Annotated in this window: 19 protein-coding genes; 11 read left to right on the plus strand and 8 right to left on the minus strand. The window is 59.8% G+C overall.

Annotation, left to right across the window (positions count from 1 at the left end; genetic code table 11):
* The 7 genes from AC6H42_RS31570 to AC6H42_RS31600 form a co-directional block, all read left to right on the plus strand.
* Positions 1 to 854: ATP-binding protein (locus AC6H42_RS31570; RefSeq protein WP_497549784.1), on the plus strand; the 854-nt coding region annotated here is incomplete at its 5' end.
* A 79-nt stretch (positions 855 to 933) separates the two neighbouring features.
* Entirely contained in the window at positions 934 to 1602 is a 669-nt protein-coding gene (locus AC6H42_RS31575; RefSeq protein WP_229418261.1) for an aquaporin, read from the plus strand.
* A 129-nt stretch (positions 1603 to 1731) separates the two neighbouring features.
* Positions 1732 to 2163 carry a hemerythrin domain-containing protein gene (locus AC6H42_RS31580; RefSeq protein WP_497549785.1) on the plus strand — a complete coding sequence of 144 codons (432 nt, stop codon included), beginning with the start codon at positions 1732 to 1734 and terminating at the stop codon, positions 2161 to 2163.
* A 48-nt stretch (positions 2164 to 2211) separates the two neighbouring features.
* On the plus strand, positions 2212 to 3390 hold the full coding sequence (gene hmpA, locus AC6H42_RS31585; protein ID WP_497549786.1) for an NO-inducible flavohemoprotein: 1179 nt from the start codon (positions 2212 to 2214) through the stop codon (positions 3388 to 3390).
* A gap of 172 nt (positions 3391 to 3562) precedes the next feature.
* A complete protein-coding gene (locus AC6H42_RS31590) occupies positions 3563 to 4669 on the plus strand; it encodes an FxDxF family PEP-CTERM protein (protein WP_057156609.1) in 1107 nt (368 codons plus the stop codon).
* Between the two features lie 83 nt (positions 4670 to 4752).
* Positions 4753 to 7074 (plus strand): FdhF/YdeP family oxidoreductase, encoded by a 2322-nt coding sequence (locus AC6H42_RS31595; protein WP_497549787.1) that lies wholly within the window; start codon positions 4753 to 4755, stop codon positions 7072 to 7074.
* 1 nt (position 7075) lies between these two features.
* On the plus strand, positions 7076 to 7981 hold the full coding sequence (locus tag AC6H42_RS31600) for a LysR family transcriptional regulator (protein WP_497549788.1): 906 nt from the start codon (positions 7076 to 7078) through the stop codon (positions 7979 to 7981).
* Here AC6H42_RS31600 and AC6H42_RS31605 read toward each other — a convergent pair.
* Positions 7978 to 8448 carry a DUF7868 domain-containing protein gene (locus AC6H42_RS31605; protein WP_057156606.1) on the minus strand — a complete coding sequence of 157 codons (471 nt, stop codon included), beginning with the start codon at positions 8446 to 8448 and terminating at the stop codon, positions 7978 to 7980. The two genes, AC6H42_RS31600 and AC6H42_RS31605, sit on opposite strands and share 4 nt — an antisense overlap.
* Positions 8449 to 8578: 130 nt before the next feature.
* On the opposite strand from AC6H42_RS31605, the gene AC6H42_RS31610 reads away from it, so the two are divergent.
* Positions 8579 to 9730, plus strand: coding sequence for a tyrosine-type recombinase/integrase (locus AC6H42_RS31610; protein WP_057156605.1), 1152 nt, complete (start codon positions 8579 to 8581; stop codon positions 9728 to 9730).
* An 11-nt stretch (positions 9731 to 9741) separates the two neighbouring features.
* Here the strand turns inward: AC6H42_RS31610 and AC6H42_RS31615 are convergent, their stop codons facing one another.
* Positions 9742 to 10566: a nidogen-like domain-containing protein gene (locus AC6H42_RS31615; RefSeq protein ID WP_497549789.1), complete on the minus strand. Its 825-nt coding sequence runs from the start codon at positions 10564 to 10566 to the stop codon at positions 9742 to 9744.
* 232 nt (positions 10567 to 10798) lie between these two features.
* Here AC6H42_RS31615 and AC6H42_RS31620 point away from each other — a divergent pair, with 232 nt between their 5' ends.
* Positions 10799 to 13000: an OsmC domain/YcaO domain-containing protein gene (locus tag AC6H42_RS31620; RefSeq protein WP_497549801.1), complete on the plus strand. Its 2202-nt coding sequence runs from the start codon at positions 10799 to 10801 to the stop codon at positions 12998 to 13000.
* A gap of 240 nt (positions 13001 to 13240) precedes the next feature.
* Here AC6H42_RS31620 and AC6H42_RS31625 read toward each other — a convergent pair whose 3' ends face one another.
* The 6 genes from AC6H42_RS31625 to AC6H42_RS31650 all read right to left on the minus strand — a co-directional run bounded on the left by AC6H42_RS31625 (position 13241) and on the right by AC6H42_RS31650 (position 18152).
* Positions 13241 to 13579 carry a hypothetical protein gene (locus AC6H42_RS31625; protein ID WP_497549790.1) on the minus strand — a complete coding sequence of 113 codons (339 nt, stop codon included), beginning with the start codon at positions 13577 to 13579 and terminating at the stop codon, positions 13241 to 13243.
* A complete protein-coding gene (locus AC6H42_RS31630; protein ID WP_497549791.1) occupies positions 13573 to 15117 on the minus strand; it encodes an LA2681 family HEPN domain-containing protein in 1545 nt (514 codons plus the stop codon). The genes AC6H42_RS31625 and AC6H42_RS31630 overlap by 7 nt, the downstream gene beginning before the upstream one ends.
* 152 nt (positions 15118 to 15269) lie before the next feature.
* Positions 15270 to 16046 (minus strand): hypothetical protein, encoded by a 777-nt coding sequence (locus AC6H42_RS31635; protein ID WP_497549792.1) that lies wholly within the window; start codon positions 16044 to 16046, stop codon positions 15270 to 15272.
* Positions 15983 to 16522 carry a type II CBASS E2 protein gene (locus AC6H42_RS31640; protein WP_497549793.1) on the minus strand — a complete coding sequence of 180 codons (540 nt, stop codon included), beginning with the start codon at positions 16520 to 16522 and terminating at the stop codon, positions 15983 to 15985. The genes AC6H42_RS31635 and AC6H42_RS31640 overlap by 64 nt, the downstream gene beginning before the upstream one ends.
* A gap of 1 nt (position 16523) precedes the next feature.
* Positions 16524 to 17765: a nucleotidyltransferase domain-containing protein gene (locus AC6H42_RS31645; RefSeq protein ID WP_497549794.1), complete on the minus strand. Its 1242-nt coding sequence runs from the start codon at positions 17763 to 17765 to the stop codon at positions 16524 to 16526.
* A gap of 144 nt (positions 17766 to 17909) precedes the next feature.
* A complete protein-coding gene (locus AC6H42_RS31650; RefSeq protein ID WP_497549795.1) occupies positions 17910 to 18152 on the minus strand; it encodes a hypothetical protein in 243 nt (80 codons plus the stop codon).
* Between the two features lie 367 nt (positions 18153 to 18519).
* Between AC6H42_RS31650 and AC6H42_RS31655 the strand changes: the two genes are divergently transcribed.
* Together AC6H42_RS31655 and AC6H42_RS31660 are read left to right on the plus strand one after the other, a co-directional pair.
* On the plus strand, positions 18520 to 20439 hold the full coding sequence (locus AC6H42_RS31655) for an ATP-dependent nuclease (protein ID WP_497549796.1): 1920 nt from the start codon (positions 18520 to 18522) through the stop codon (positions 20437 to 20439).
* A complete protein-coding gene (locus tag AC6H42_RS31660; protein ID WP_497549797.1) occupies positions 20436 to 22358 on the plus strand; it encodes a UvrD-helicase domain-containing protein in 1923 nt (640 codons plus the stop codon). The genes AC6H42_RS31655 and AC6H42_RS31660 overlap by 4 nt, the downstream gene beginning before the upstream one ends.
* Positions 22359 to 22438 lie beyond the last annotated feature (80 nt).

Here is a 22438-nt window from a genome sequence, read left to right on the forward strand (position 1 = left end):
TGTACTTCCCCGAACCGGACCAGGCGCTGTTCGTGCACGCCGACCGTACCCGGGTCAAGCAGGTGATGATCAACCTGCTGTCGAACGCCATCAAGTACAACCGTGAACAAGGGGCGGTGGTGGTCGACTGCGCCGATGCGGGCCCGGGAAGGGTGCGCATGTCGGTGCAGGACACCGGTCCCGGCCTCAGGCCCGACCAGGTCGACGCGCTGTTCCAGCCGTTCAACCGTCTGGGCCAGGAAGGCGGCAGCGAGGAGGGCAGCGGCATCGGCCTGGTGGTGACCAAGCGCCTGGTGGAACTGATGGGCGGCACCATCGGCGTGAGCAGCACCTTCGGTACCGGCAGCGTGTTCTGGATCGAGCTGCCGTTGACGGCCGCGCCGGAAACTGCCCGCGCCGCCATCGCCGCCGCGGCGGCGCTACCGGAGGAGGCTCCGGCGCCGGCGCGCAGCCGCCGGCCCCTGCTGCTTTACGTCGAGGACAATCCCACCAACCTGCGGCTGGTGCAGGAAGTGCTGGGTTTCCGCAACGACCTGGATTTCATGACAGCCGTCGAGGGGCTGACGGGGCTGGACCTGGCGCGCAGGCACCGGCCCGACATCGTGTTGCTGGACATGAACCTGCCCGGCATGAGCGGCCGTGAAATCCAGCGCCAACTGCGGAACGACCCTGCCATGACAGCGACGCCGGTGTTGGCCATCTCGGCCAACGCCATGCGCAACGATATCGACGCTGCGCTGGACGCCGGCTTCTTCCGCTACCTCACCAAACCCATCGACATCGTCGCCCTGCACGATGCGCTCGACGCCGCGCTGGCCGTAGTGCGCACCAACGGTAAAGCACAGGCGGTATAGCATATATAAGCCCGGAGCGCACGACATTGCCGGCCGGCCCCCTACAGTGAAGGGTCGTTCGGATTGATGGGGGAGTGCGGTGAAGGATATCGGGAAGCGCCTGGCGGCGGAGTGCGTGGGCACGGCTTTATTGCTGGCTATTTCATGCAGCACCGGCTTTGCGGCGGCGCGGCTGGCCGGCGGCGATGCGGCGTTGGCCCTGATGCTGGCATCGGCTGTTTCCAGCGTCGGCCTGGCGGTGCTGATCCTTGCTTTCGGCCCCGTCTCGGGCGGCCTGTTCAGCCCGGTGCTGACCCTGTCCCAGGCGTGGCGCGGTGGCCTTGCGCTGGAGGAGGCCTTGCCCTACATCGCCGCGCAGACTGCCGGCGCCTTCATAGGCGCGGCGTGCGCGCACGCCATGTTCGACCTGAACTGGCTGGTCGCTTCCACCCAGGTGCGCACCGGCGCCGCGCAATGGTTGGGCGAATTTATCGCCACGTTCGGCCTGCTCGCCGTCTTCATCGGCTGCGGGCGCAGCCGGCCGGTGGTGGCGCCGTTCGCCGTGGCCGGCTACGTGATGGCGGCATGCTGGTTCAGCCCCTCGGCCGCTTTCATGAATCCCGCCATGACGCTGGCGCGCGTGTTCGGCAGCGGCGGCATCCGCCTGGCTGACGCGCCGGCTTACATCCTGGCGCAGCTGGCCGGGGCCGCCGCAGCCACCGCCTTGTTCATCTGGCTGCACAGCACCCGCCGCCGCACCGCCATCTAGCCTGCCGGTCGGCCCCGGGCGCGCTTGCTACATGCTTAAACATGCACATCGTTTGCATGTTTAAGAAAAACCCGCTATAGTTGAGCCACATTGATAGCGAGACTGATTGTAGAAGAGGGAGCGAACGCCATGAACATCGACAAATTCAAGCATCAGCACGAGGACATCCTCGCCGACATCGCTGCACTGCGCCAGCTGGTACAGGGCGGCATCGAAGCCAACGCGGAGCGCATCGCCGCGCGCATCATCGCCATGAGCGGCAACATCAAGCTGCACCTGGCGGTGGAAGACAAGCTGCTGTACCCGGCGCTGCGCGGCAGCGGGCACGCCGCGCTGGCGCGCATGAGCAATCTGTACCAGCTTGAGATGAACGGCATCGTTTCCGCCTACCTGGCGTTCGCAACCAGCTGGAATTCCGCCGCCCACCTGCAGGCCGCGCCCGAGAAATTTCGGGCCGATGCCAACACGGTGCTGCGCAAGGTCTACGAACGCATGAAGAAGGAGGACCACGAATTTTACCCGGCCGTGGAAGCGCTCGAAGCCGACCGCCTGGCCGCCTGAACACCAACACCCCAACACCCATACCCCTACTGATAAAGGCTGAATATCATGCTGACTCCGGAACACCGCGCCATCATCACCGCCACCGTGCCTGTCTTGAAAGAGGGCGGCGAAACCCTGACGCGCCACTTTTACCTGAAGCTGTTCAATGATTTCCCGGAAGTGAAACCCTTCTTCAACCAAGCCCACCAGCATGGCGGCACCCAGCAGCGCGCGCTGGCTAACTCCATCCTGATGTATGCCTCGAACATCGAGCGCCTGGAGGAGCTGGGCCCGCTGGTCAACACCATCATCAACAAGCACGCCGCACTGCAAATCCTGCCCGAGCACTATCCCAAGGTGGGCGCCGCGCTGCTTGGCGCGATACGCGAAGTGCTGGGCGCCGAGGTGGCAACCGATGCGGTGATTGAAGCCTGGGCCTCGGCCTACGGCCAGCTGGCCGACATACTGGCCGGGGCGGAAGAGCAGATCTACAAGGCCAACGAGCAAGCCGAAGGCGGCTGGCGCGGCGCGCGCGAATTCAAGGTGGCCGCCAAGATCATCGAGAGCGACGAGATCACCTCCTTCGTGTTCGCACCGGCGGACGGCGGCGAAGTGGTGGCCTTCCTGCCGGGCCAGTACATCACCGTGCTGGTGACGGTGGACGGTGAAGAAGCGCGCCGCCAGTATTCCCTGTCGGCCGAGAGCAACGGCGCCACCTACCGCATCAGTGTCAAGCGCGAGCCGGACGGCAAGGTGTCGAACCATCTGCACGACAAGCTGAAAGTTGGCGACAGCATCACGCTGTTCCCGCCGGCCGGCGCGTTCACACTGGCCAAGAGCGACAAACCGCTGGTGTTGATCAGCGGCGGTGTAGGCATCACCCCGACCCTGGCCATGCTCAGCGCTGCCTTGCGCACCGAGCGCCCGGTGCACTTTATCCACGCTGCGCGCCACGCCGGCGTGCATGCGTTCCGCAGCCATATCGACCAGCTGGCCGCACAGCACCCGCAGCTGACGCGCTACTATGTCTATGAACAGGACCACGGCGGCGCCAAGGCCGACGCCACCGGCTATATCGGCAAAGGCCACCTGGCCGACTGGCTGCCCGCTTCGCGCGACGTGGACGCCTACTTCCTCGGCCCCAAGCCGTTCATGAAAGCGATGAAATCGCACTTGCGCGAGCTGGGCGTGCCGGAAGCGCAAACCTACTATGAATTCTTCGGCCCGGCCGAAGCGCTGCAGTAAGTTCGGCGGTGGCCGCGCGCAAGTATAGCTGGGCCAGCAGGCGCGCGGCTCACACAATGTCACAATCATGACAAAATAAAAATATAGTCCTAACGTTAACTGTGCGCGCCGCGCATGCGGGTAGGATGGCGCTCGCGCGCGCATCCGATCAACGACGTTCAAGGACAATATAATGCAAATAATCAACAAGCTACGGCCACTGCTCCTGGCGCTGGCTGCGGCCCTGCCGGCGCTGGCCCAGGCCGACATCCAGTACGCCATTACCCGCCTGGTACTGCCAGGCGACGGCGGTTCGCCTACCTCAATTAACAATTCAGGTGTCGTCGCGGGCGGCTACTACTCCTACGCGGACATGGGCACGCGCGCCTTCCTTTGGTCCAGCGGCAATTTCACGCTGCTGCCGGCCACCGGGGTGCAAGGCGAATACTTCACCGAGATCAACCAGCATGGCGCCGCCGCCATGGTGCGCGGCGAGCTCGATGTCAGCCGGGGCCACGCCTACCGCTACCAGGACGGCGAACTGACCCGGCTGGGCAGCCTGAAGCCCTACGCCACCACACGCGCGCTGGGCTTGAATAATAATGGCGCCATCGTGGGCGACTCCGGCCTGGAAGCCGACACCTGGAGCACCGATGCGGCGCGCCATGCCACCCATTACAAGGACGGCATACTCACCGACCTTGGCACGCTGGGCGGCAGGAACAGCGTTGCGGAGTCGGTAAACGACGCCGGCGTCATCGTCGGCAAGAGCCAGACCGCCGGCGGCGGAAGCGAGCACGCTTTCATCTATGTGAACGGGCAGATGACTGACCTGGGCACGCTGGGCGGCGGCTACAGCGCCGCCTATGGCATCAACAACGTCGGCCAGATCGTCGGTAGTTCGGTCAATGCGAACGGCCAGCAGAACGCCTTCTTCTATCATAACGGCGCGATGACCGACCTGGGCTGGCTGGGTTCCAACAGCTACGCGCGCGCCGTCAATGAACACGGGCAGGCGGTGGTTGGCCAATCGGGCGGCGGCGGCTGGCTGTACAGCGGCGGCGCGATGCACAACCTGAGCACGCTCATCGACCCGGCTTCAGGGTTGACGATTCAGGACGTCACCGACATCAATGACCTCGGCCAGATCGTTGGCTCGGCCTGCAACTCGTTCGGCGAGTGCAGCGGCGTGCTGCTCACGCCCGTGCCCGAACCGGAAACCTACGGCATGATGCTGGCCGGCCTCGGTGTGCTTGGCTACGCGGCGCGGCGCCGCAAACCGAAGGGCAGGGCGCTGTAATCGCAGCGGGCCGTGGCGGCATTTGTGTGCGCACGGCCCTGTGGTAAAGTGCGCAGCTTGCTGTGTCACTGGAGTTTTCTGTTTTGTCCGACAAATTCATTCCTATCCAAGCCTATGACAAGCCTGCGGGCGGTTTCGGTTCCCTGCGCGGCACGGCCAGCGCGCTGAGCGGCAACGGCGCCTTTCCCGCCCTGCAAACGCTGCCGAGCGTGAACCAGCCGCAAGGCATCGATTGCCCCGGCTGCGCCTACCCGGATTCGCCGACCGACAAAGCAGTGGATTTCTGCGAGCAGGGCGCCTGGGCGATTTCGCACGAAGCCACCCCCAAGCGTGCCACGCCGGCGCATTTCGCCAGGCACACCGTCACCGAATTGCGCCGCAGCGAGGAATGGCAGCTGGAAGCCATCGGCCGCCTGACCGCGCCCATGCTGTACGACCGCGCCAGCGACACCTACCGCGAAATCGAATGGGAACAGGCCTTCACGCTGGCCGGCGAGGCGCTGCGCGCGCTGGACAACCCGAACCGCGCAGTGTTCTACGCGTCCGGCCGCAGCAGCAATGAAGCGGCGTTTCCCTACCAGCTGTTCGCGCGCGCCTTCGGCACCAACAATCTGCCCGACTCGTCCAACTACTGCCACGAGGCGTCCGGCGACGCGCTGCGGCTCTCCATCGGCGTTGGCAAATCCACCGTCACGCGCGAAGACTTCGAGCACGCGGAAGCGATATTCGTGTTTGGCCAGAACCCGGCCACCAATCACCCGCGCATGCTGGGCGACCTGCGCCACGCCAAGCTGCGCGGCTGCAAGATCGTGGTCTTCAATCCGCTGCTCGAGCGCGGCCTGCAGAAATTCACCGACCCGCAAGCGGCAGGCGAGCTGCTGACCGGCGCCAGTACGCCGATCGCCGACGAGTACTGCCAGGTGCGCGTGGGCGGGGACATGGCGGCCATTACCGGCATGATCAAGGCGCTGCTGGAAGCCGATGACGCCAGCAGCGCGCCGGCAGGTCTGCTGGACCGGGCCTTTATCGCCGAACACACGCAAGGCTTTGCAGCGCTGGAAGCGGTGGTGCTCGGCCAGTGCTGGAACGATATCGAACGCGACAGCGGCCTGGCGCGCGCACAGATCGAGCACGTGGCCCGCATCTACGCGCAGTCCAACGCCACCATCAGCACGTGGTGCATGGGCCTGACGCAGCACGAGTACGCCATCGAGACCATCCAGATGCTGAGCAACCTGATGCTCTTGCGCGGCAACGTGGGCAAGCCGGGCGCGGGGCTGATGCCGGTGCGCGGCCACTCCAATGTGCAGGGCGACCGTACCGTAGGCATTACCAACCGCCCGCGCGCGGAGTGGCTGCAGGGCCTGGAGCGCGTGTTCGGCTTTACGCCGCCCACCGCGCCTGGCCTGGACGCGGTGGCTACCATCAATGGCTTGCTGGACGGCTCGGTGCACGCCTTCACGGGACTGGGCGGCAATTTCGCGGTGGCCGGGCCGGACAGCCCGCGTGTGCTGGACGCGCTGTCGCGCTGCAAGCTCACCGTACACATCGCCACCAAGCTCAATCGCACCCATTTGTATCCCGGCGAGCTCGGCTTGCTGCTGCCATGCCTCGGCCGCACGGAATTCGACCGGCAGGCTGGCGGCCAGCAATTCGTCAGCGTGGAAGACACGGCCAGCATGGTGCACGCATCCACCGGGCGCAACCGGCCCGCCAGCGGCAAGCTGCGCTCGGAACCGTTCATCGTGACGGAACTGGCGCGCCACACGCTGGCTGCGGCGAAGCCGGCGCTGCAGATAGATTGGGCCCTGATGGGCCGCGACTACGACGCCACGCGTGACTTGATCGAACGCGTGGCGCACGGCGCCGTGGCCGGGTTTGAACACTACAACGCCAACATCCGCCGCAAGCGCGGCTTCCATCTGCCGAACACTGCGGCGCTGCGGGTGTGGAAGACCGACAGCGGCAAGGCCAACTTCGCGCCGCACGCACTGCCGCAGGACACCATCATGAAGCGCGCCCGGGCCATGCACGGCGAACGCGTGGTATGCCTGGCGACCGTGCGTGCGCACCGCCAGTACAACACCACCGTGTACTTCGATCCGAAGGGGGAAGTGGACCGCTACCGCGGCGTGCACCATACGCGCAAGGTGCTGTTCGTCGGACCGGCCACGCTGGCGCGGCTCGGCTTCAAGGACGGCGACACCGCCAACCTGCGCGCCGCCTCGCTGGACGGCGTCGAGCGGGTGGTGAAAGGCTACCGGCTGGTTGAGTATCCCATCCCGAGCGACGACGTGTTTGGCTATTTCCCCGAGCTGACGCCGTTGTCCTCGCCGGATCTGACGGCGCGCGGTTCGAACACGCCGACCTTCAAGGAAGTGCCCATCCTGATCGAGAAAGCCTGATATGGACCGCCTCGACGCCATGCGGATGTTTGTGCGCGTAGTGGAGGTCAACAGCTTCAACAAGGCGGCGGAGGGCATGTCGCTGCCGCCTTCCACGGTCACGCGCGCGGTGAAGGAACTGGAGGCGCACATCGGCGTGCGCCTGCTGCAGCGGACCACCCGCCGCCTCAGCCTCACGCCCGACGGCACCATCTACTACGGCCATTGCCGCCGGCTGCTGGACGAGCTGGACGAGGTGGAGGCCAGCTTTCCCGGCAACTCCGGCCAGCCGCGCGGCAAGCTGCGGGTGGATATGACGCCGTCCTTTGCCCGCAATTTTGTCATCCCTTCAGTGAGCCAGTTCCTGGACCGCTATCCGGACGTGCAGATGGCCGTCACCGTGAGCGACCGGCCGGTGGACCTGGTGCAGGAGGGCATAGACTGCGTGATCCGCGCCGGCCAGCCGGAGGATTCCACTTCCCTGGTGGCGCGCCAGATCGCCAGTTTCGGCTGGATGGTGGCTGCCGCGCCGTCTTATATAGAGAAGTACGGCGCGCCCCAGACGCTGGACGATTTGCAGCACCACGTGTCGGTGGGCTATCTGCTGGGCCGCACGGGCAGGGCGATGGACTGGATTTTCAACGATGGCAACACCACCATCAGCGTGCCCATGAAAAGCCGGCTTTCCTCCAACGACACCAGCACCTATGTGCAGGCCGGCTTGCAGGGCCTGGGCCTGATCTGCACCGCAGCCTACCTGGTGCGGCCGCACGTGCAGTCAGGCGCGCTGGTCCAGCTGCTGGCGCAGTACAAGGCGCCGCGCGTTCCCGTCTCCGTGATGTATCCGCAAAACCGCCACCTGTCGCCGACCGTGCGCGCCTTCATCGACTGGATAGGGGAGCTGATGGAAGAATCCTCGCCCAGTTAAGGAGTGCGGTGTTCCGTGTACAGGCTGACCCTGCCGATCGACAGGGCAGCGGTGGACCGCATGGCGTTACGCGGCTTGAGCAGGACCTGCAAATGCTTCTGGTCCCATTCCGGCTTGCTGCGCAAGCGCGTGAACACTTCTGTGATATCCAGCGCCGCATGCGCAGAGAAAGGCAGGGCGCCTGCATAGCTCTCGTCGCATGGCGCAGTGCAGGGCGGCACCCCAAGGTAGACCTCGAACACCGGCGGCAGGCCTTGATCGACCATGTCCTCGAAATTCAGGAACACTGCCTGGTAAGCGCCGTCGGTAGCGGGGGAGGCGCCGACCAGGCTCAGCGTCGGCAAGCGGCTGGGCGGAGGATGGTGGGCGGACGGCAGGAAGCGCAGCGTGATCACATGCGCGGCGGAACCCAGCACTTGCGGCTCGGAGGTGGCGGCGAACAGGCGGGGCACGGCGGTGCGATTCATCGATGGCTCCGGGGAAGGTCGCTATCGTTTCAGTATAGACACTAAATCGCAAATGGCATCGAACTCGAGATTACTGTTTATATTGTCGAGTAAAAATACTGTATGGAATACTGTATGGTATACTGTGTTTATGACCAGTAAATTTACCTTGATCGACCTGGAGCCACTGACCGGGCAGGCCCGCCGGGCGGACTTGAACCCGTACCGGGAAATGCCCGAAGACGCGCTGACGGATGCCCGCACCGACAGCGAAATCGCGCGTGAATTCATCGGCCATGGCGAACTGAGCGCCAAATCCCGCGCCAACACGCAGAAAGAGCTGTTTCGCTTCCTGACCTGGTGCCGGGAAGAAGCCGGCAAATCGCTGCGCCAGTTGCAGGTGGCCGACCTGAACGCCTACAAGGAATTCCTGCGCGAACCGCCGCCGGACTGGATATCGACCACCAAGTGGCCGCGCACCGACCCGCGCTACAGGCCGTTTACCGGGCCATTATCGGACCCGAGCCGGCGCCAGGCCATGATCGCGGTAAAGGGATTGCTGGCGTTCGCCGAGCAAACCGGCTACCTGCGACGCGACCCCGGCGCCTTGGTCAAGCACGTGAAAACCCGTGGCGCGAGCCGCATTACGCGCTATCTGAACCAGGATGCCATCAACCTGGCCCTGGCCGCCGTGGCAAACCGCGCCGCCGACTTGCCCGCCGAATTGCGGCGCCGCGCGCGCGACCTGTTCCTGCTGCTGGCCTACGCGCACACCGGCGCGCGCCTGAACGAAATCGTGAGCGCCAGCATGGGCGACGTGTACACCGAGGGCGGCGGCCGCTGGTGGCTGGACTTGCTAGGGAAAGGCAACAAACCGCGCCGCGTGCCGGTGCCGCCGGAGCTGCTGGACGCCTACCGCGCCTACCGCCAGGCTTACGGCCTGCTGCCGCAAACCGGCCGTGCCGACCGCACGCCACTGGTGCTCTCGAGCCGCAGCCGGGAGCCGGCGCGCCTGACGGACGAAGCGGCATCGAATGCACTGAAAGCCGTGTTTGCTGCGGCGGCCGGCGAGGCTGCAGCCCAAGGCGACGCCGATATGGCGGCCACGCTGCGCCAGGCATCGGCGCATTGGCTGCGCCACAGTATGCTGACCAACCACGCCAACAACGGCGTGCAACTGAAGACACTGCAGGATACGGCGGGCCATGCCAGCATTGCCACCACGGCCGCCTACCTGCACAAGACCGACAACCAGCGCCATGACGAAATCATGGCGTCGGTGAACGGCCAGGGAACTGCCTGATTGCTTGAGGATTACTTGACGCTGCGGCGGCGCGCGAACGCCAGGGCGCCCAGGCCCAGTGCCAGCAAGGCGATCGAGCCTGGCTCAGGCACGGTGGTTGGTTCCAGGCGTTCGTTGAACCACACGTGATGGTTCGACAGCGTGCCGGCGATACCGGCCGCGCCGGAGCCTTCCAGAATGACGCCGTTGTTCTGGCCATCGCCAAAGCCGACCACCGCCTGGTTGTTATGCGTGTCGGCGATTTCCCAGCCCATGCGGCCGTAATAGAAACCGATCGTGCCTTCACCCACCGGTACCAGGTAATCGGTGCCGCGCAGGATCAGCTGGAAGCTGTTCAGCAGGTCGCCGTGTTCAGCGAAGTAGCCAACGTTGTCCCAGGTGATGATGATCTGGTTGGCCACGTCGGTACGCACATGCACTACGCCGCTGTTGATGTGGCGCGTGTCCACGTCACCGAAGAACGGCGCGACGATCGGCAGGCTGGTTTCAGTCGGACCCATGGGGTTGTAGGCCGACAGGCCGCCGCCGAAGGTCACGTTGCCGTTGTTGTTGATATACAGCGAGCTGTAGGAATTGCCGAACAGGTTGACATTGAAGCCCAGGTCGATGGCGCCGGTATAGCCGTCGTCGTTGCGGCCATCAGTCTGGCCGACGTTCGCGGCGTTGCCGCCGCCGGTGGTCACGACGATGTCGCCGATGCCGCCGCCGATCACGTCGGTGTAGTAGCCGGCCGACGCTTTCAGGGCGTTCTGCGAAACGGTGGTTACGGTGGCGTTGGCAGCCAGGCTGGTGGCAGCGAACACGACGCTGGCGATCAGTTTAGGAAGAATCTTCATTCGGTAGGTTCATTCTGAAAAGTTGGAGGTGCAGCCCTTACAGCAAGGATCATGCCATTTTTATAAGTCTTTGTTTTTAAACAACTGACTTGTGTCATGATTGTTTTACTGTAAAGATTTTCGACACGTTTAATTTCACATTCTCAACATTCAGCAGGACGCGTCCTTTGCCATGCGCCCGAAACAACGGATAATGGCGGCCAGATCAATTTGTACGAATTTGGAATTCCCCATGGAAATTAAGGTCAACTTCCTCGACAAGCTTCGCCTCGAAGCAAAGTTCGATGACTTCACAGTGGTCGCCGACCAGCCCATCCGCTACAAGGGCGACGGCTCCGCGCCTGGCCCGTTCGACTACTTTCTCGCCTCGTCGGCCTTGTGCGCCGCTTATTTTGTGAAGCTGTATTGCGACACGCGCAATATTCCGACCGAAAATATCCGCTTGTCGCAGAATAATATTGTTGACCCGGAAAACCGCTACCAGCAGATCTTCAAGATCCAGGTTGAATTACCGGCCGATATTTCCGCCAAGGACCGCCAGGGCATCCTGCGTTCCATCGACCGCTGCACCGTGAAAAAGGTAGTGCAGGCCGGTCCGGAGTTCGTTATCGAAGAAGTGGACAACCTGGATGCCGACGCGCAGGCGCTGCTGACGCTGAAGCCGGCAACCGACGCCAGCACCTTCATCCTGGGCAAGGATTTGCCACTGGAGCAAACCATCGCCAATATGTCGGCCGTGCTGGCCGGGTTGGGCATGAAGATTGAAATCGCGTCTTGGCGCAATATCGTGCCCAATGTCTGGTCGCTGCATATCCGCGATGCGCATTCGCCGATGTGCTTTACCAATGGCAAGGGCGCGACCAAAGAAAGTGCGCTGGCCTCGGCGTTGGGCGAATTTATCGAACGCCTGAATTTCAATCACTTCTATGCCGGCACGTTCTGGGGCGAAGACATCGCCAGCGCCGACTTTGTCCATTTCCCGGACGAACGCTGGTTCAAACCCGGCCGCAAAGGCGCACTGCCGGCCGAAATCCTGGACGAATACTGCCTCGAGATTTACAACCCGGACGACGAATTGCTCGGGACGCACCTGTACGACACCAATTCCGGCAACGTCGAGCGCGGTATCTGCTCCTTGCCGTTCGTGCGCCAGTCGGACGGCGAAACCGTGTATTTCCCATCGAACCTGGTTGAGAACCTGTTCGTCAGCAATGGCATGAGTGCCGGCAATACGCTGGCCGAAGCGCAAGTGCAATGCTTATCGGAAATCTTCGAGCGCGCTGTGAAGCGCGAAATCCTGGAAGGCGAAATCGCCTTGCCGGATGTGCCGTTGGAGGTTCTGGCGAAATATCCCGGCATCCTGGCCGGTATACACGGCCTGGAAGAGCAAGGTTTCCCGGTCCTGGTGAAAGACGCGTCGCTGGGCGGGCAATATCCCGTCATGTGCGTTACGCTGATGAATCCGCGCACGGGCGGCGTGTTTGCGTCGTTTGGCGCGCATCCCAGCCTGGAAGTGGCGCTTGAGCGCAGCCTGACGGAGCTGCTGCAAGGGCGCAGTTTTGAAGGCCTGAACGACTTGCCTCGGCCGACGTTTGCCAGCAATGCGGTCACTGAGCCATACAATTTCGTTGAACACTTCATCGATTCCAGCGGCATCGTATCCTGGCGCTTCTTCAGCGCCAAAGCCGACTACGACTTCGTCGAATGGGATTTCTCCGGTCAGGGCGAAAACTCGAACGCCGAGGAAGCCGCCACCTTGTTCGGCATTCTCGAAAACATGGGCAAAGAGGTGTATGTGGCTGCCTACGAGACGCTGGGCGCGGCCGCATGCCGGATTCTGGTGCCTGGTTACTCCGAGATTTATCCAGTCGAAGACCTGATCTGGGACAATACCAACAAGGCTCTGTCGTTCCGCTCGGACATCCTGAACTTGCACCGCCTGGATAGCGCAAGTCTCGAAGCGCTGCTTGACCGCCTGGAAAATAGCGAACTGGACGATTACGGCGATATTGCCACCTTGATCGGCATCGAGTTCGACGAGAATACGCCTTGGGGCCAGCTGACCACGCTGGAACTGCGGCTGCTGATCCAGCTCGCCTTGAAGCAGTTCGAGGAAGCCAAGGAGCTGGTCGAAGCCTTCCTGCAGTACAACGACAACACCTTGGAGCGCGGACTGTTTTATCAGGCCCTGAATGCGGTGCTGGAAGTGCAGCTGGATGACGATCTGGAGCTGGATGACTACGTCGTCAATTTCCGCCGCATGTTCGGCAACGAGCGGATGGACGCGGTGCTGGGTTCGCTAGACGGCAGCGTGCGTTTCTTCGGCCTGACGCCAACCAGCATGAAGCTGGAAGGCCTCGACAGGCACGAGCGCCTGATCGATAGCTACAAGAAGCTGCATGCGGCACGCGCCAAGGTTGCAGCCTCCAGATAAGTCGATGTAGGCCATATCTGGAAAGATGACGTTCCCCGGGAAGACGCTTGTTTGGACCGGGGAACGCCAAAAACGCCAAGTCCAGCGGATTCTCGAGACTTCGCATAATCTATATTATGTCAAACCACGACCTAAGTTGGAGATGTTCATGCTGGTACAACTCCTAGTATGCCGACATCATTCCGGGGTGTTTTGCGACATCATCGTGGGGTGACTTTGAAATGGGCAGAAAAGTTACGACTAGATGTCGCGCCGATCATCCAATAAAGCCATTCCATCATATTCAGCCAAGAACGCCAGCGCGCCAAAACAATGCTTTGCAGGTGCAAGACGCAGTCCAAACGCGCGGCCTGCTGGCGTAGTCTCCTTGATTTTCGGAATGGCTTCCAGCAATTGAACCCATTTTTTTATGGTAGATGCGGGGTGGCCAATCTCGACCAAAGCGGCGCCAGTGCCCTTCGAGCGCCCTTTTGCCTTGGCAATGCTGAAGTCCAGGCCTGCCATTTCGCGGACAGTGAGATCAACAAAACTGCCATGTCTGACGATCCCATTAGAACCCGGATTATTCCCAATTACCATTCCCCGCGGATGATATCGTGGTCTGGTATCTCAATGACCTTGACGACGCCCTTTCGGTCTTTCCCACGTTCATGAACTGCGACCAGATTCACAAAGTAGAAAAGTACTGCCCTGACCATCTGGAGTGATTCAATAAGATGCCTTTCGAAATCGGCCTGCGCAAAATGCTCAATATGTTCGCTATGTACATCGGGATCGCAGCCAATGTCATGCAGGACGGTGAATCGATGCGTCGCGGCGTGACGTATAGCCCTCTTCGACTTGAGGTAGCCGCCTAGGTCGCGCGCAACTTCCGCCAGAGCAATTAGGGGAAAGTCTCCATCCAAGATATGTGAGCATATTTCACTTTTAAATTCGCGTTGGGCGCCTGCGGATGCATCTTTTGATGGCAAAAACCAAAGACTACTGAAGTAAATTCCATTCGACTTACCAGATAAGCCGAGATATGCGCTTGTTGCCACGGCGGTTTTGTCCAGCAGATCGAAGCAAGATTTTTGGGCTAGTCCCAACATGCTTACCGAGGTGCTATAACGTGCATGGTCGAGTGTGTCGTGATATTGCCCGCTTTCGGGGCATTCCTTTTTCAGTGCTAAATACGCTGCAAACCGGGCAGCGAGAAAATCAGACTTGAGCACGTTAAACATCGCAAATATCGGCGGAACCCCAAGCTGGCGACCTCGTACCATGACCGCTCCAAGACGCAAGGAGTCCCAGCGGCTCAGCTGGAGATCCAATCCCTCGATGGTAGGCGTCAGCGCCAGCCGGTGGGCAGCGACGAACTGTTGATACGCTGTCGCCTCGGATAGGTCCGGCATCTCGCCGGCATGCGTGCTGCTATCTAAAAATCCACGAATCTTCGCCCCCGCAGCTCCGCCAGCGATATTGTCAATGGTGTCTGCACAGGCATTCGCTCTTCGAACGAAATTCGCAATGACCGGGGCGACGTCCGCTTCCACTGCCAGACCATTTTGCACGAGCTGCGTTAATGATTGAGCAGCGTAGCTGAGGGCCACGCCGTTCTGGGGATCTTGTTCAATCGCCCGTGCATAACAATCGTAAGCCTCAATTAACCTCCAATTTTTTACAAGCGCATTACCTAAATTATTCCAGGCGCGGGAGCGCAATTGGTTATCGCTGGCCGGATGCTGGGCGGCTAACTGGAAGAGCTCTTTGGCACGGATGCGATCCACGCTGGTGACGACACACCAATCTGTTATAGCAGGCAAGACGGTGAGATTGGCACGAGTGATAAGTGCGTTCGCCAAGTTATAAGTAATGTAAGGGTCGTCGGCAATTTGGCTGTGTAAATGCTCAAGCAAGCCTACCGCCTCATGCACCGCATCGGAATCTCCGCTTTCGGATCCGGCATCGGTCAGAATAAGGCTGGCGATCACTTGTCGATTTTTCTCATCGAGAACGTCCGATGTAGCCAACAAAGCGCGGGCGGAAGTGATCGCCGCGCGTGGGTTCTCGTCAATTTTTCGGTACAACGCTTGGCTGATGCGCTCAAACTCCGCTAAAAATTGCGTTTGGTCCATATGGCGACCTCTCCGTGGTTAATCTACGGTCCAGTATTACGAGGACCGCTGACGGTATGTGCGCGGGGCTATCCCATCTTGGTGACTAGCGTCGCGGCCTATCGAGGCGACGGCCGCGTCGGATATATCCGACGCGGCCATTATCGGTCAAGTTACGGTATCCCATAAATACCGCGCAGCCGATCCCACTCAACGGTCAACTGCGGATTGAGTTTCCCGTAAATTCTAGAAGACAAGGTAATGCCTGCCGTACTTTTAGAATTCTCATATCGCGTGTAAGCATCCATTGCGATGGTATCGAATGCCGCGCCGTTCGGCGGGGTGAAGTATAGTTGCTGCAATTCCCCAAATATCCGCTCGGCGCGACTTTGCAACCACCATAGGCGCGCGAATCGCACCACGATTTGCTCTCCGAATAGCACCTGAGCGGCCGCGCACCATAACGTGATTGGAGTCTCTCTGCAGGCCAAACCAATGGCAAAGATGGCAAGATAGACCGCTACCAATGGGATCTGGAGCTTGAACATCTGGCTGCTGATTTCCTTGGTAAACAAAGCGTTCTCGAAGGTCTGTGCGGCAATCTTGTGCATCCCTAGTTGAGCACTATTATTGTAGTATCCTTGGGTACGCGTAATTGACAGGTTTTGACCATACGCATGTGACAGGAAATCCTGTACCCTGGCGTCGGCCGCGCGCGGGGACAGGTACAATTTGACGGTAAGGTCGATCACAAATATCCCGAGCACCGTCATCAAGAAGCTGATCTGAACCCAGGTAAATGCCATGGGATACCGCGCTTCAGGAATGAATGTGCTGGCGATCGAAAGAAATGCGCCCAACAGGAAGAGCCAATTTGCCCATTTATCTACGTCTTCAATAATGTCGAAATAGTTGGTTCGGATGGGGTCGACGGGCGAATTCGGCGGCATCTTCTTGCTCCCTTGGTTAATGAATTGCAATAACTACGCCGGCGGGACGTCGGGTGTTCGCCGCCGCCAGCCCAGATGCCGGTGTCGAGCCAGTACTCGAAATAAAATAGCCATTCCACGGTCCAGGGGACATATGTCTCGGACAGTTTTTTATTCCAATCCCATTCCTTATAGCGCGGCCGCCAAAGGCAGAGGTGCACGCCAGGTCCGTCGTACGGATACACATGCGGCAATTTTCTGCCTCCGGCGAGTACGTGCAAATCCGGTCCCTTCACGATCATTTCGGGAAGCACCAAGCCTGCAGGGATATGCAATTCGCACCGATAAAGTCGTGACGCCGCTGACGGCGACAACTCCATGCGGTAGACCAACTCTTTTCCGGAACGAAACGCATGGGACGCGCCGGGCAGTTTTAACTGCGACAGATCTAGCAGGCGCGCGGCAAGATCGGGCGGGCGCTTGATACCCGGCCACATACTATTGACCGAAGAAAGTGTGACCGCGCGCCGTCATGGGTATCGCAATGCCGCCCCCTGTGATGCTGGCGGTTGAGCCGACGCTGCGTTGCTGGGCTTGCCGGGTCAATTGCGCCTGGCGCAGCGCCGCACCAGCCTTCTCGCCAAAAGCCGATGAAACCTGGGTAGCCACCTGATCGAGTCCAGCCCGGCGCTCAACCGTGTCTACGACCGCCAGCACGTCTTCCAGCAGTTTATTATGCCACTGGCTGAACGCTTGTCGCTTCTGTGGGCTATCCACCGAGCTTGCCAGGTTGTCGCCCGGCGCCGTCGGATTGTCCACGATCCACTCAACGTCGCCGTAGCCGGTGGACCGCGTGGTGATCAAGGACGGCATGGTGCGGATGATATCGAGCAGCAGGTCCAACTGGTCAAAGTGTGGAATCTGAGCGCGCTGCTTGTAGCTGCCGGCGGCCAACGACGTAATCAGGATCGAACTGGGACGCAGATGCTGCACCGACTCTTCGCCGAACAGCGCGTCGCGGTGCAGCTTCATCATCTGGATCAGGCGGCATAACAGACGACCAAACACTTCCGTGCCTGGCAGCGGAGTGATGTCCGCCTTGCGGAAGTCCTCGGCAGAAAGACTATCCATGACGATCCTGCGGAAGCTCGGTTCTATGGCCGCGATATCGCTGAACATCTTGCCAAACCCCTTCGGGTTCGTCGGGTGGAAACTGCGCAGTTCGCGGTCGGGAATCATGCCGTGGTATTCGCCATGGAGCGCCGCCAGATGAGGGAACTCGATGATCGGCGCGATATCGGCGCACATGCCGTCCGCGTACTCCAACGTTGCACAACGTGCCCAGCGGTGCAGCCGCAGGCCATGCTGGTCCGCGTAGCGCGTGAGGGCCGAGTGCAGTTTGTTCATCAGCGTGTTGGCGCCGGCGGCACCGGAATAGACTGCCCATGCGGAGCGGTTCATCCGTGCCACGAGGTCGATGTCGAACCCATCCTTGCGGCGCAACGGGCGTGTCAGCGTTCCCAACTGCCTTGACCCTTGCGGATGGATTTCCTCCAGGTGCCCTTTCAGTTCCGGGCAATCAACCAGGAATTCGCTGGTGCTGCGGTAAGAGCGCTCCAGTGTGGCAAGCTGACTATCGGATGGTTCCAGGCTACGCCCGATATCTTCCACCAAGCGGACAAAGAAGGACTCGGCGTTAGCCGAGTAGGACTTGCTGAGATACGAGGGGTTAGCGGCCATGCGACACCTTAGTAAATGGTACGACTGGTTTGGTCAGCAGCACTCTCAATGGTTGAGTGCTAATGATACCAGCCGGCACCATAAACACAAGTAAGTAGCATCGTTTGATTTTGCTCAATGACGGGTGAGTAGGTCCCCAATGAATTACGGCGTCTTGCGCGACTGCGAGGTCACCGAGCCGGCCAACTGCTTGGTGGTGGTGCTGGAGTTGGGATTTTTCAACGCCGCCGAGGCTTTGGTTTCTATCAGCTTACTGGTGACTTTGCTCGTTCCCGATTGCGCCAAGGCGCTACCGGCCAGGCTGCGTTGAAGCGAGGACGCGGCCGGGTTTCCCAGCGTGCGGCCTGCGGTCGAGGCGACTTTACCGCCGGTGGATTTTCCTGCCATGGTGCACCTCTTGGTTTGATTGCCAATTAAAAACTACATCTAGTGAGCTCCTCACTAAAATCACTATAGGTGGCGCTGTATGGATATACAAGGTTTTTTTGAGCAATCTTTTTTGATAACCTAATTTTTCCATTGAGCACATTACTTTCTTTAATACGTGCTGAGGTAAGGTGCGACGCACGTGTGCGGGCGTCACTGTGGTGTGCCGTGCGGTGACTTTGCCCCCTTTTCCGGAATCCGCAGCCCCTCTTTCGATCATGTCGCTCGCTAAAAATACGAGCATTCCAGCAAGAATTTTGTCATAATGAAATGCAATTTTACTATTTCAGCCTGTCATCGGATAGAAGCCAGGCCTGCGGAGGCATGCTTGTACTTAAACCATATACGCGCACAAAATTTTCGGGTCTTTGGCTGCGAACCTGCTGCGCCGGAACTTAAATGGGAGTTGTCGCCTGCCCTCAATATCCTGGTCGGTGAGAATGACGCCGGAAAGTCAGCAGTCGTTGACGCAATCCAGCAAATTCTGTGGACAACGAGTTTTGACTACATACGGTTGCAGGAAACAGATTTTCATATCGCTGGAGCGGTCCGTGCAGACTCGTTATTCATCGAGGCGACGTTGGCCGAACTCAATGCTGAGCAAGAGGCGGCAGTTCTGGAATGGCTCACTTATAACGCTGACGGCTCGCGTTCGTTGGTGCTACATCTTTCCGCGCGCAGAGTACCTGCGCAGGGTGGACGGCGAGCGCGGGTTGAAGTGGTTACCCGCGCCGGCCCCAACGGTACAGGCTTGGAGATTGGCAGCGCTGTACGGGAGTTGGTGCGCGCAACGTACTTACGTCCGTTGCGAGATGCGGAGGCCGAACTTAGTCCGGGCCGCCTATCCAGGCTGTCGCAAATTCTGGGCGCCCACAAATCCATCGCCGGCCAAGAAAAAAATGATTTCGACCCCAATAATGCGCAGGTCGTGCCAGGCAACTTGGTCGGAATGATGGCATTTGCCCAGCATCATCTTGGCAATCATCAGGTCATTGGGGGCGTTGAGAGCGACATTAATCAACAGTACTTGAAAGCGTTCGCCTTTGCTGGAGATAAGCTGGCGTCCCGTATTCGCATAGCGCCTGACCTATCCTTGCAGGCGATACTGGAGAAATTTGAGCTGAGCCTTGAACCGAGTGCCGGTATCGCGCCGACTGAACGTTGTGTGCGAGGTTTGGGGTACAACAACGCCCTATTCATGGCATCGGAGCTCGTGTTGTTGAGTGAGGGCGATGAACTTGCTCTATTGTTGATTGAGGAACCGGAAGCGCACCTGCATCCACAGCTACAGGAACGCGTACAACTGATGCTCCAAAACAAGGCGAACAAGCCGGCCGAGGGCAAGCGTCGTGTGCAGGTAGTCATGACTACGCACAGCCCTTCCCTTGCTGCCAGCGCCGACATAGCGCACATGACGTTGGTCAATAAGGGACGGCTTTTCAGCCTTGCGCATGGCCAGACTAAGCTGCGCAAAACTGACTACGACTTCCTGCGACGATTCATCGATGCGACCAAATCGAATTTATTCTTTGCTCGCAGCGTTGCCATTGTCGAAGGGCCGGCGGAAGCATTGCTGCTGCCAGCAATTGCCGAGGCTTGCGGCAGATCATTTGCGGACCATGGCGTCTCGGTGGTCAATGTTGGTAATGTTGGCCTCTATCACTACGCGCGCATCATGCAGCGTAGCGATGATGCCGTACATATGCCGGTGCCAGTAGTTTGTATTACGGATCGCGACGTCGTTCCCGACATTGTCGATTACGTTGAAAAAGGAAAGCGCAAGCGCTTCGAGTCTGACTATACCCCCGAAGAGATTGGGGTGCTCGTCAAAGCAAAAGTGGACCGGGCGCAAGGCGGGTCAACCATCGTCTGCGTTTCTGATCATTGGACGCTTGAATACGACTTGGCGCGCTACGGCTGCGCCCAATTGATGTTCACCGCGATCCAATTGGCTGTTGCTGCGCATGCCAAGGGGGAGCTGCTCGACGAGGCTGCCGAGCTTGAAGCATTGGCTACAGCCGGTGGTGAGTGGGAACAACTCCGTCAACAGGCACACCCGCCCGAGAAACTCGCCGCGCTGATCTACGAGCCACTTTCGACAAAGAGTGCATCGAAGGCGGTAGCCGCGCAATACGCTGCGTATTTGCTCGCAACCCATGCATATGGCACTGGTGATGCTCTATTCGATGCCTTACCTCCGTATTTACAGCGTGCATACAATCACATCACGCCGAGGGCAGCGCCATGACAATTCCTGTATTGACCCAGGAGGATCTGGCTGCGTTGGGTGCGCTCGCGGCGGACCTCAATTTCGACGATGCGGAAAGACAAGCGGTGCTGCTGGAAGGTGGCAACAGGGACGTCAATGCTGCACCTGGCAGCGGAAAGACGACACTTCTGGCAGCAAAGCTGCTGTTGCTGGCACGAAAATGGCCGCATGCGCGCCGTGGAATCTGTGTGCTCAGCCATACCAATGTCGCGCGCGACGAGATTCGCAAGCGCCTCGCGAACAGCGCGGAGGGCGCAAGGCTTTTGGCCTATCCCCATTTCATCGGTACCATCCACGCATTTGTGAACCAGTACCTCGCGCTGCCCTTCTTGCGCAGCGAGGGCATAATTGTGGATGTGATCGATGACGAGGCGTTTGAAAAGCGTGCGCTGAAGAAGGTGCACCCAGCATCCAAATTAGGATTTTGGATGGCGCAGGACAGCAGTGTGGAGGACAAGGTGAAGGGACTCGTCTACCGCGGCCCAGAACTGGAGCTCGCCAGTGAGTTGAGTAACTTGCCCAGGCCTACTGCACCGACCTTCGCACAGCTCACCAAGATTAAGACTGAATTGACGGCACAAGGTATATTCCGCCACGCCGACATGTTTGCCTATGCCGAGCGGCTGATACGACTCCATCCGCAGGCGGCAGAACGGCTATCACTCAGGTTCCCTTTGCTCTTCATTGACGAAATGCAGGACACCTCTGTTCATCAGGAGCGGTTGCTGAACACCCTCTTCCACGGTCGATCCATCATCCAGCGATACGGTGATATCAACCAGCGGATCCTCTCGCAGGACGAAGGGCTGGCAAACCTAACCTTCCCTGTCGACAATGCGCTCCCGATCAGCACCAGTAAGCGCTTTGGACCTGCCATTGCGAAAGTGGTAGCGGGCGTGCAATTGACTGGCACTCCGGTGACCGGTGAAAGCCAAGATGTACACCGGCCCCTTCTTTTAACCTATCCGACAGACCTGATTCAGCAAGTTATTCCCTTTTTCGGCCAGCAGGTGCTGCAACGGTTCGACGACGCAAGCCTCAAAAATGCTGACGTCAAGGCGCTATGTACACGGAAGAAGGGCGATGGCAAGGTGACGCCGGGCAGGCATTTACTTGACTATTGGCCAGCATTGAACGCACCACTTCCCGCCGCTAGTAACCGGCCAGAGCGCTTTTGGGAACTCCTTAGTGACAAACCTGCGCTGTCAGCCGCGATCATCCCCGTTACCATGGCGGAAAGAGCCAACGAGATCCGGCGTGCGATCTTGCTCGTGCTACGCGCAGCACAATCGCCGTCGATTAGTAACGTACGCGATGGGCCGCAGCTCATTCGCGTTTTGCAGCAAGACGGCTACACCACGGATGAGTTGAAGCGCCTGGTGCGCGATCTTGCGTTGAGTAATGAGGATTATAGTCGCGAGGACGTCAGGCAAGCGGTGCCGCATCTGCTGTTTCCGGTGCTTCGTCCGTGGTTGCGGGCGGCGATGGACCTTTCTGGCTTCGCTGCGTTAGCACTATTTCAGGCGCCTGCCGCAGCTCAGCTTGCTGCGCTCGTTTCCACCCATTACAACGTTGAATTCAATGGACGGAGACTCACTATCCCTGTTGGCACCACGGCCTCCATGAAAGGCGAAACCCACCTTGCCACCTTGATGCTGGAATCCTATGGCGGCAATAGCCAGCGCTTTGATCTGAAGGAGGCGCTGGAAGTTATGGCGGGCGCCGCTAAACTACCCCAAAAAAACCAGAAGCTGCTGTCTGGCCAGTTTCGAAATATGTATGTCGGCATGTCGCGGCCAACCAGTTTTCTGTGCGTAGCAGCCAACCAGGAGCGAGTCTCCGCAGCGTGTAAAACGGTGCTACTGGAAGGAGGTTGGGATATTTTGGAAGTTACCTAATCTCTTGCGCTAGAGACTAGAATGAGGAGCGGCCGGGATTACGGTTTTTTTCGCAGAACACACATTGTCACAATCGGCCA

It is taken from the genome of Massilia sp. NBRC 108631, assembly GCF_059704565.1.

Bases quoted from the DNA above. Each gene is read 5' to 3' on its own strand.
- AC6H42_RS31580 (WP_497549785.1), top strand. From the start codon at position 1,732: ATGAACATCGACAAATTCAAGCATCAGCACGAGGACATCCTCGCCGAC.
- hmpA (WP_497549786.1), top strand. From the start codon at position 2,212: ATGCTGACTCCGGAACACCGCGCCATCATCACCGCCACCGTGCCTGTC.
- AC6H42_RS31590 (WP_057156609.1), top strand. From the start codon at position 3,563: ATGCAAATAATCAACAAGCTACGGCCACTGCTCCTGGCGCTGGCTGCG.
- AC6H42_RS31600 (WP_497549788.1), top strand. From the start codon at position 7,076: ATGGACCGCCTCGACGCCATGCGGATGTTTGTGCGCGTAGTGGAGGTC.
- AC6H42_RS31605 (WP_057156606.1), bottom strand. From the start codon at position 8,448: ATGAATCGCACCGCCGTGCCCCGCCTGTTCGCCGCCACCTCCGAGCCG.
- AC6H42_RS31610 (WP_057156605.1), top strand. From the start codon at position 8,579: ATGACCAGTAAATTTACCTTGATCGACCTGGAGCCACTGACCGGGCAG.
- AC6H42_RS31615 (WP_497549789.1), bottom strand. From the start codon at position 10,566: ATGAAGATTCTTCCTAAACTGATCGCCAGCGTCGTGTTCGCTGCCACC.
- AC6H42_RS31620 (WP_497549801.1), top strand. From the start codon at position 10,799: ATGGAAATTAAGGTCAACTTCCTCGACAAGCTTCGCCTCGAAGCAAAG.
- AC6H42_RS31625 (WP_497549790.1), bottom strand. From the start codon at position 13,579: ATGGTAATTGGGAATAATCCGGGTTCTAATGGGATCGTCAGACATGGC.
- AC6H42_RS31630 (WP_497549791.1), bottom strand. From the start codon at position 15,117: ATGGACCAAACGCAATTTTTAGCGGAGTTTGAGCGCATCAGCCAAGCG.
- AC6H42_RS31635 (WP_497549792.1), bottom strand. From the start codon at position 16,046: ATGCCGCCGAATTCGCCCGTCGACCCCATCCGAACCAACTATTTCGAC.
- AC6H42_RS31640 (WP_497549793.1), bottom strand. From the start codon at position 16,522: ATGTGGCCGGGTATCAAGCGCCCGCCCGATCTTGCCGCGCGCCTGCTA.
- AC6H42_RS31645 (WP_497549794.1), bottom strand. From the start codon at position 17,765: ATGGCCGCTAACCCCTCGTATCTCAGCAAGTCCTACTCGGCTAACGCC.
- AC6H42_RS31650 (WP_497549795.1), bottom strand. From the start codon at position 18,152: ATGGCAGGAAAATCCACCGGCGGTAAAGTCGCCTCGACCGCAGGCCGC.
- AC6H42_RS31660 (WP_497549797.1), top strand. From the start codon at position 20,436: ATGACAATTCCTGTATTGACCCAGGAGGATCTGGCTGCGTTGGGTGCG.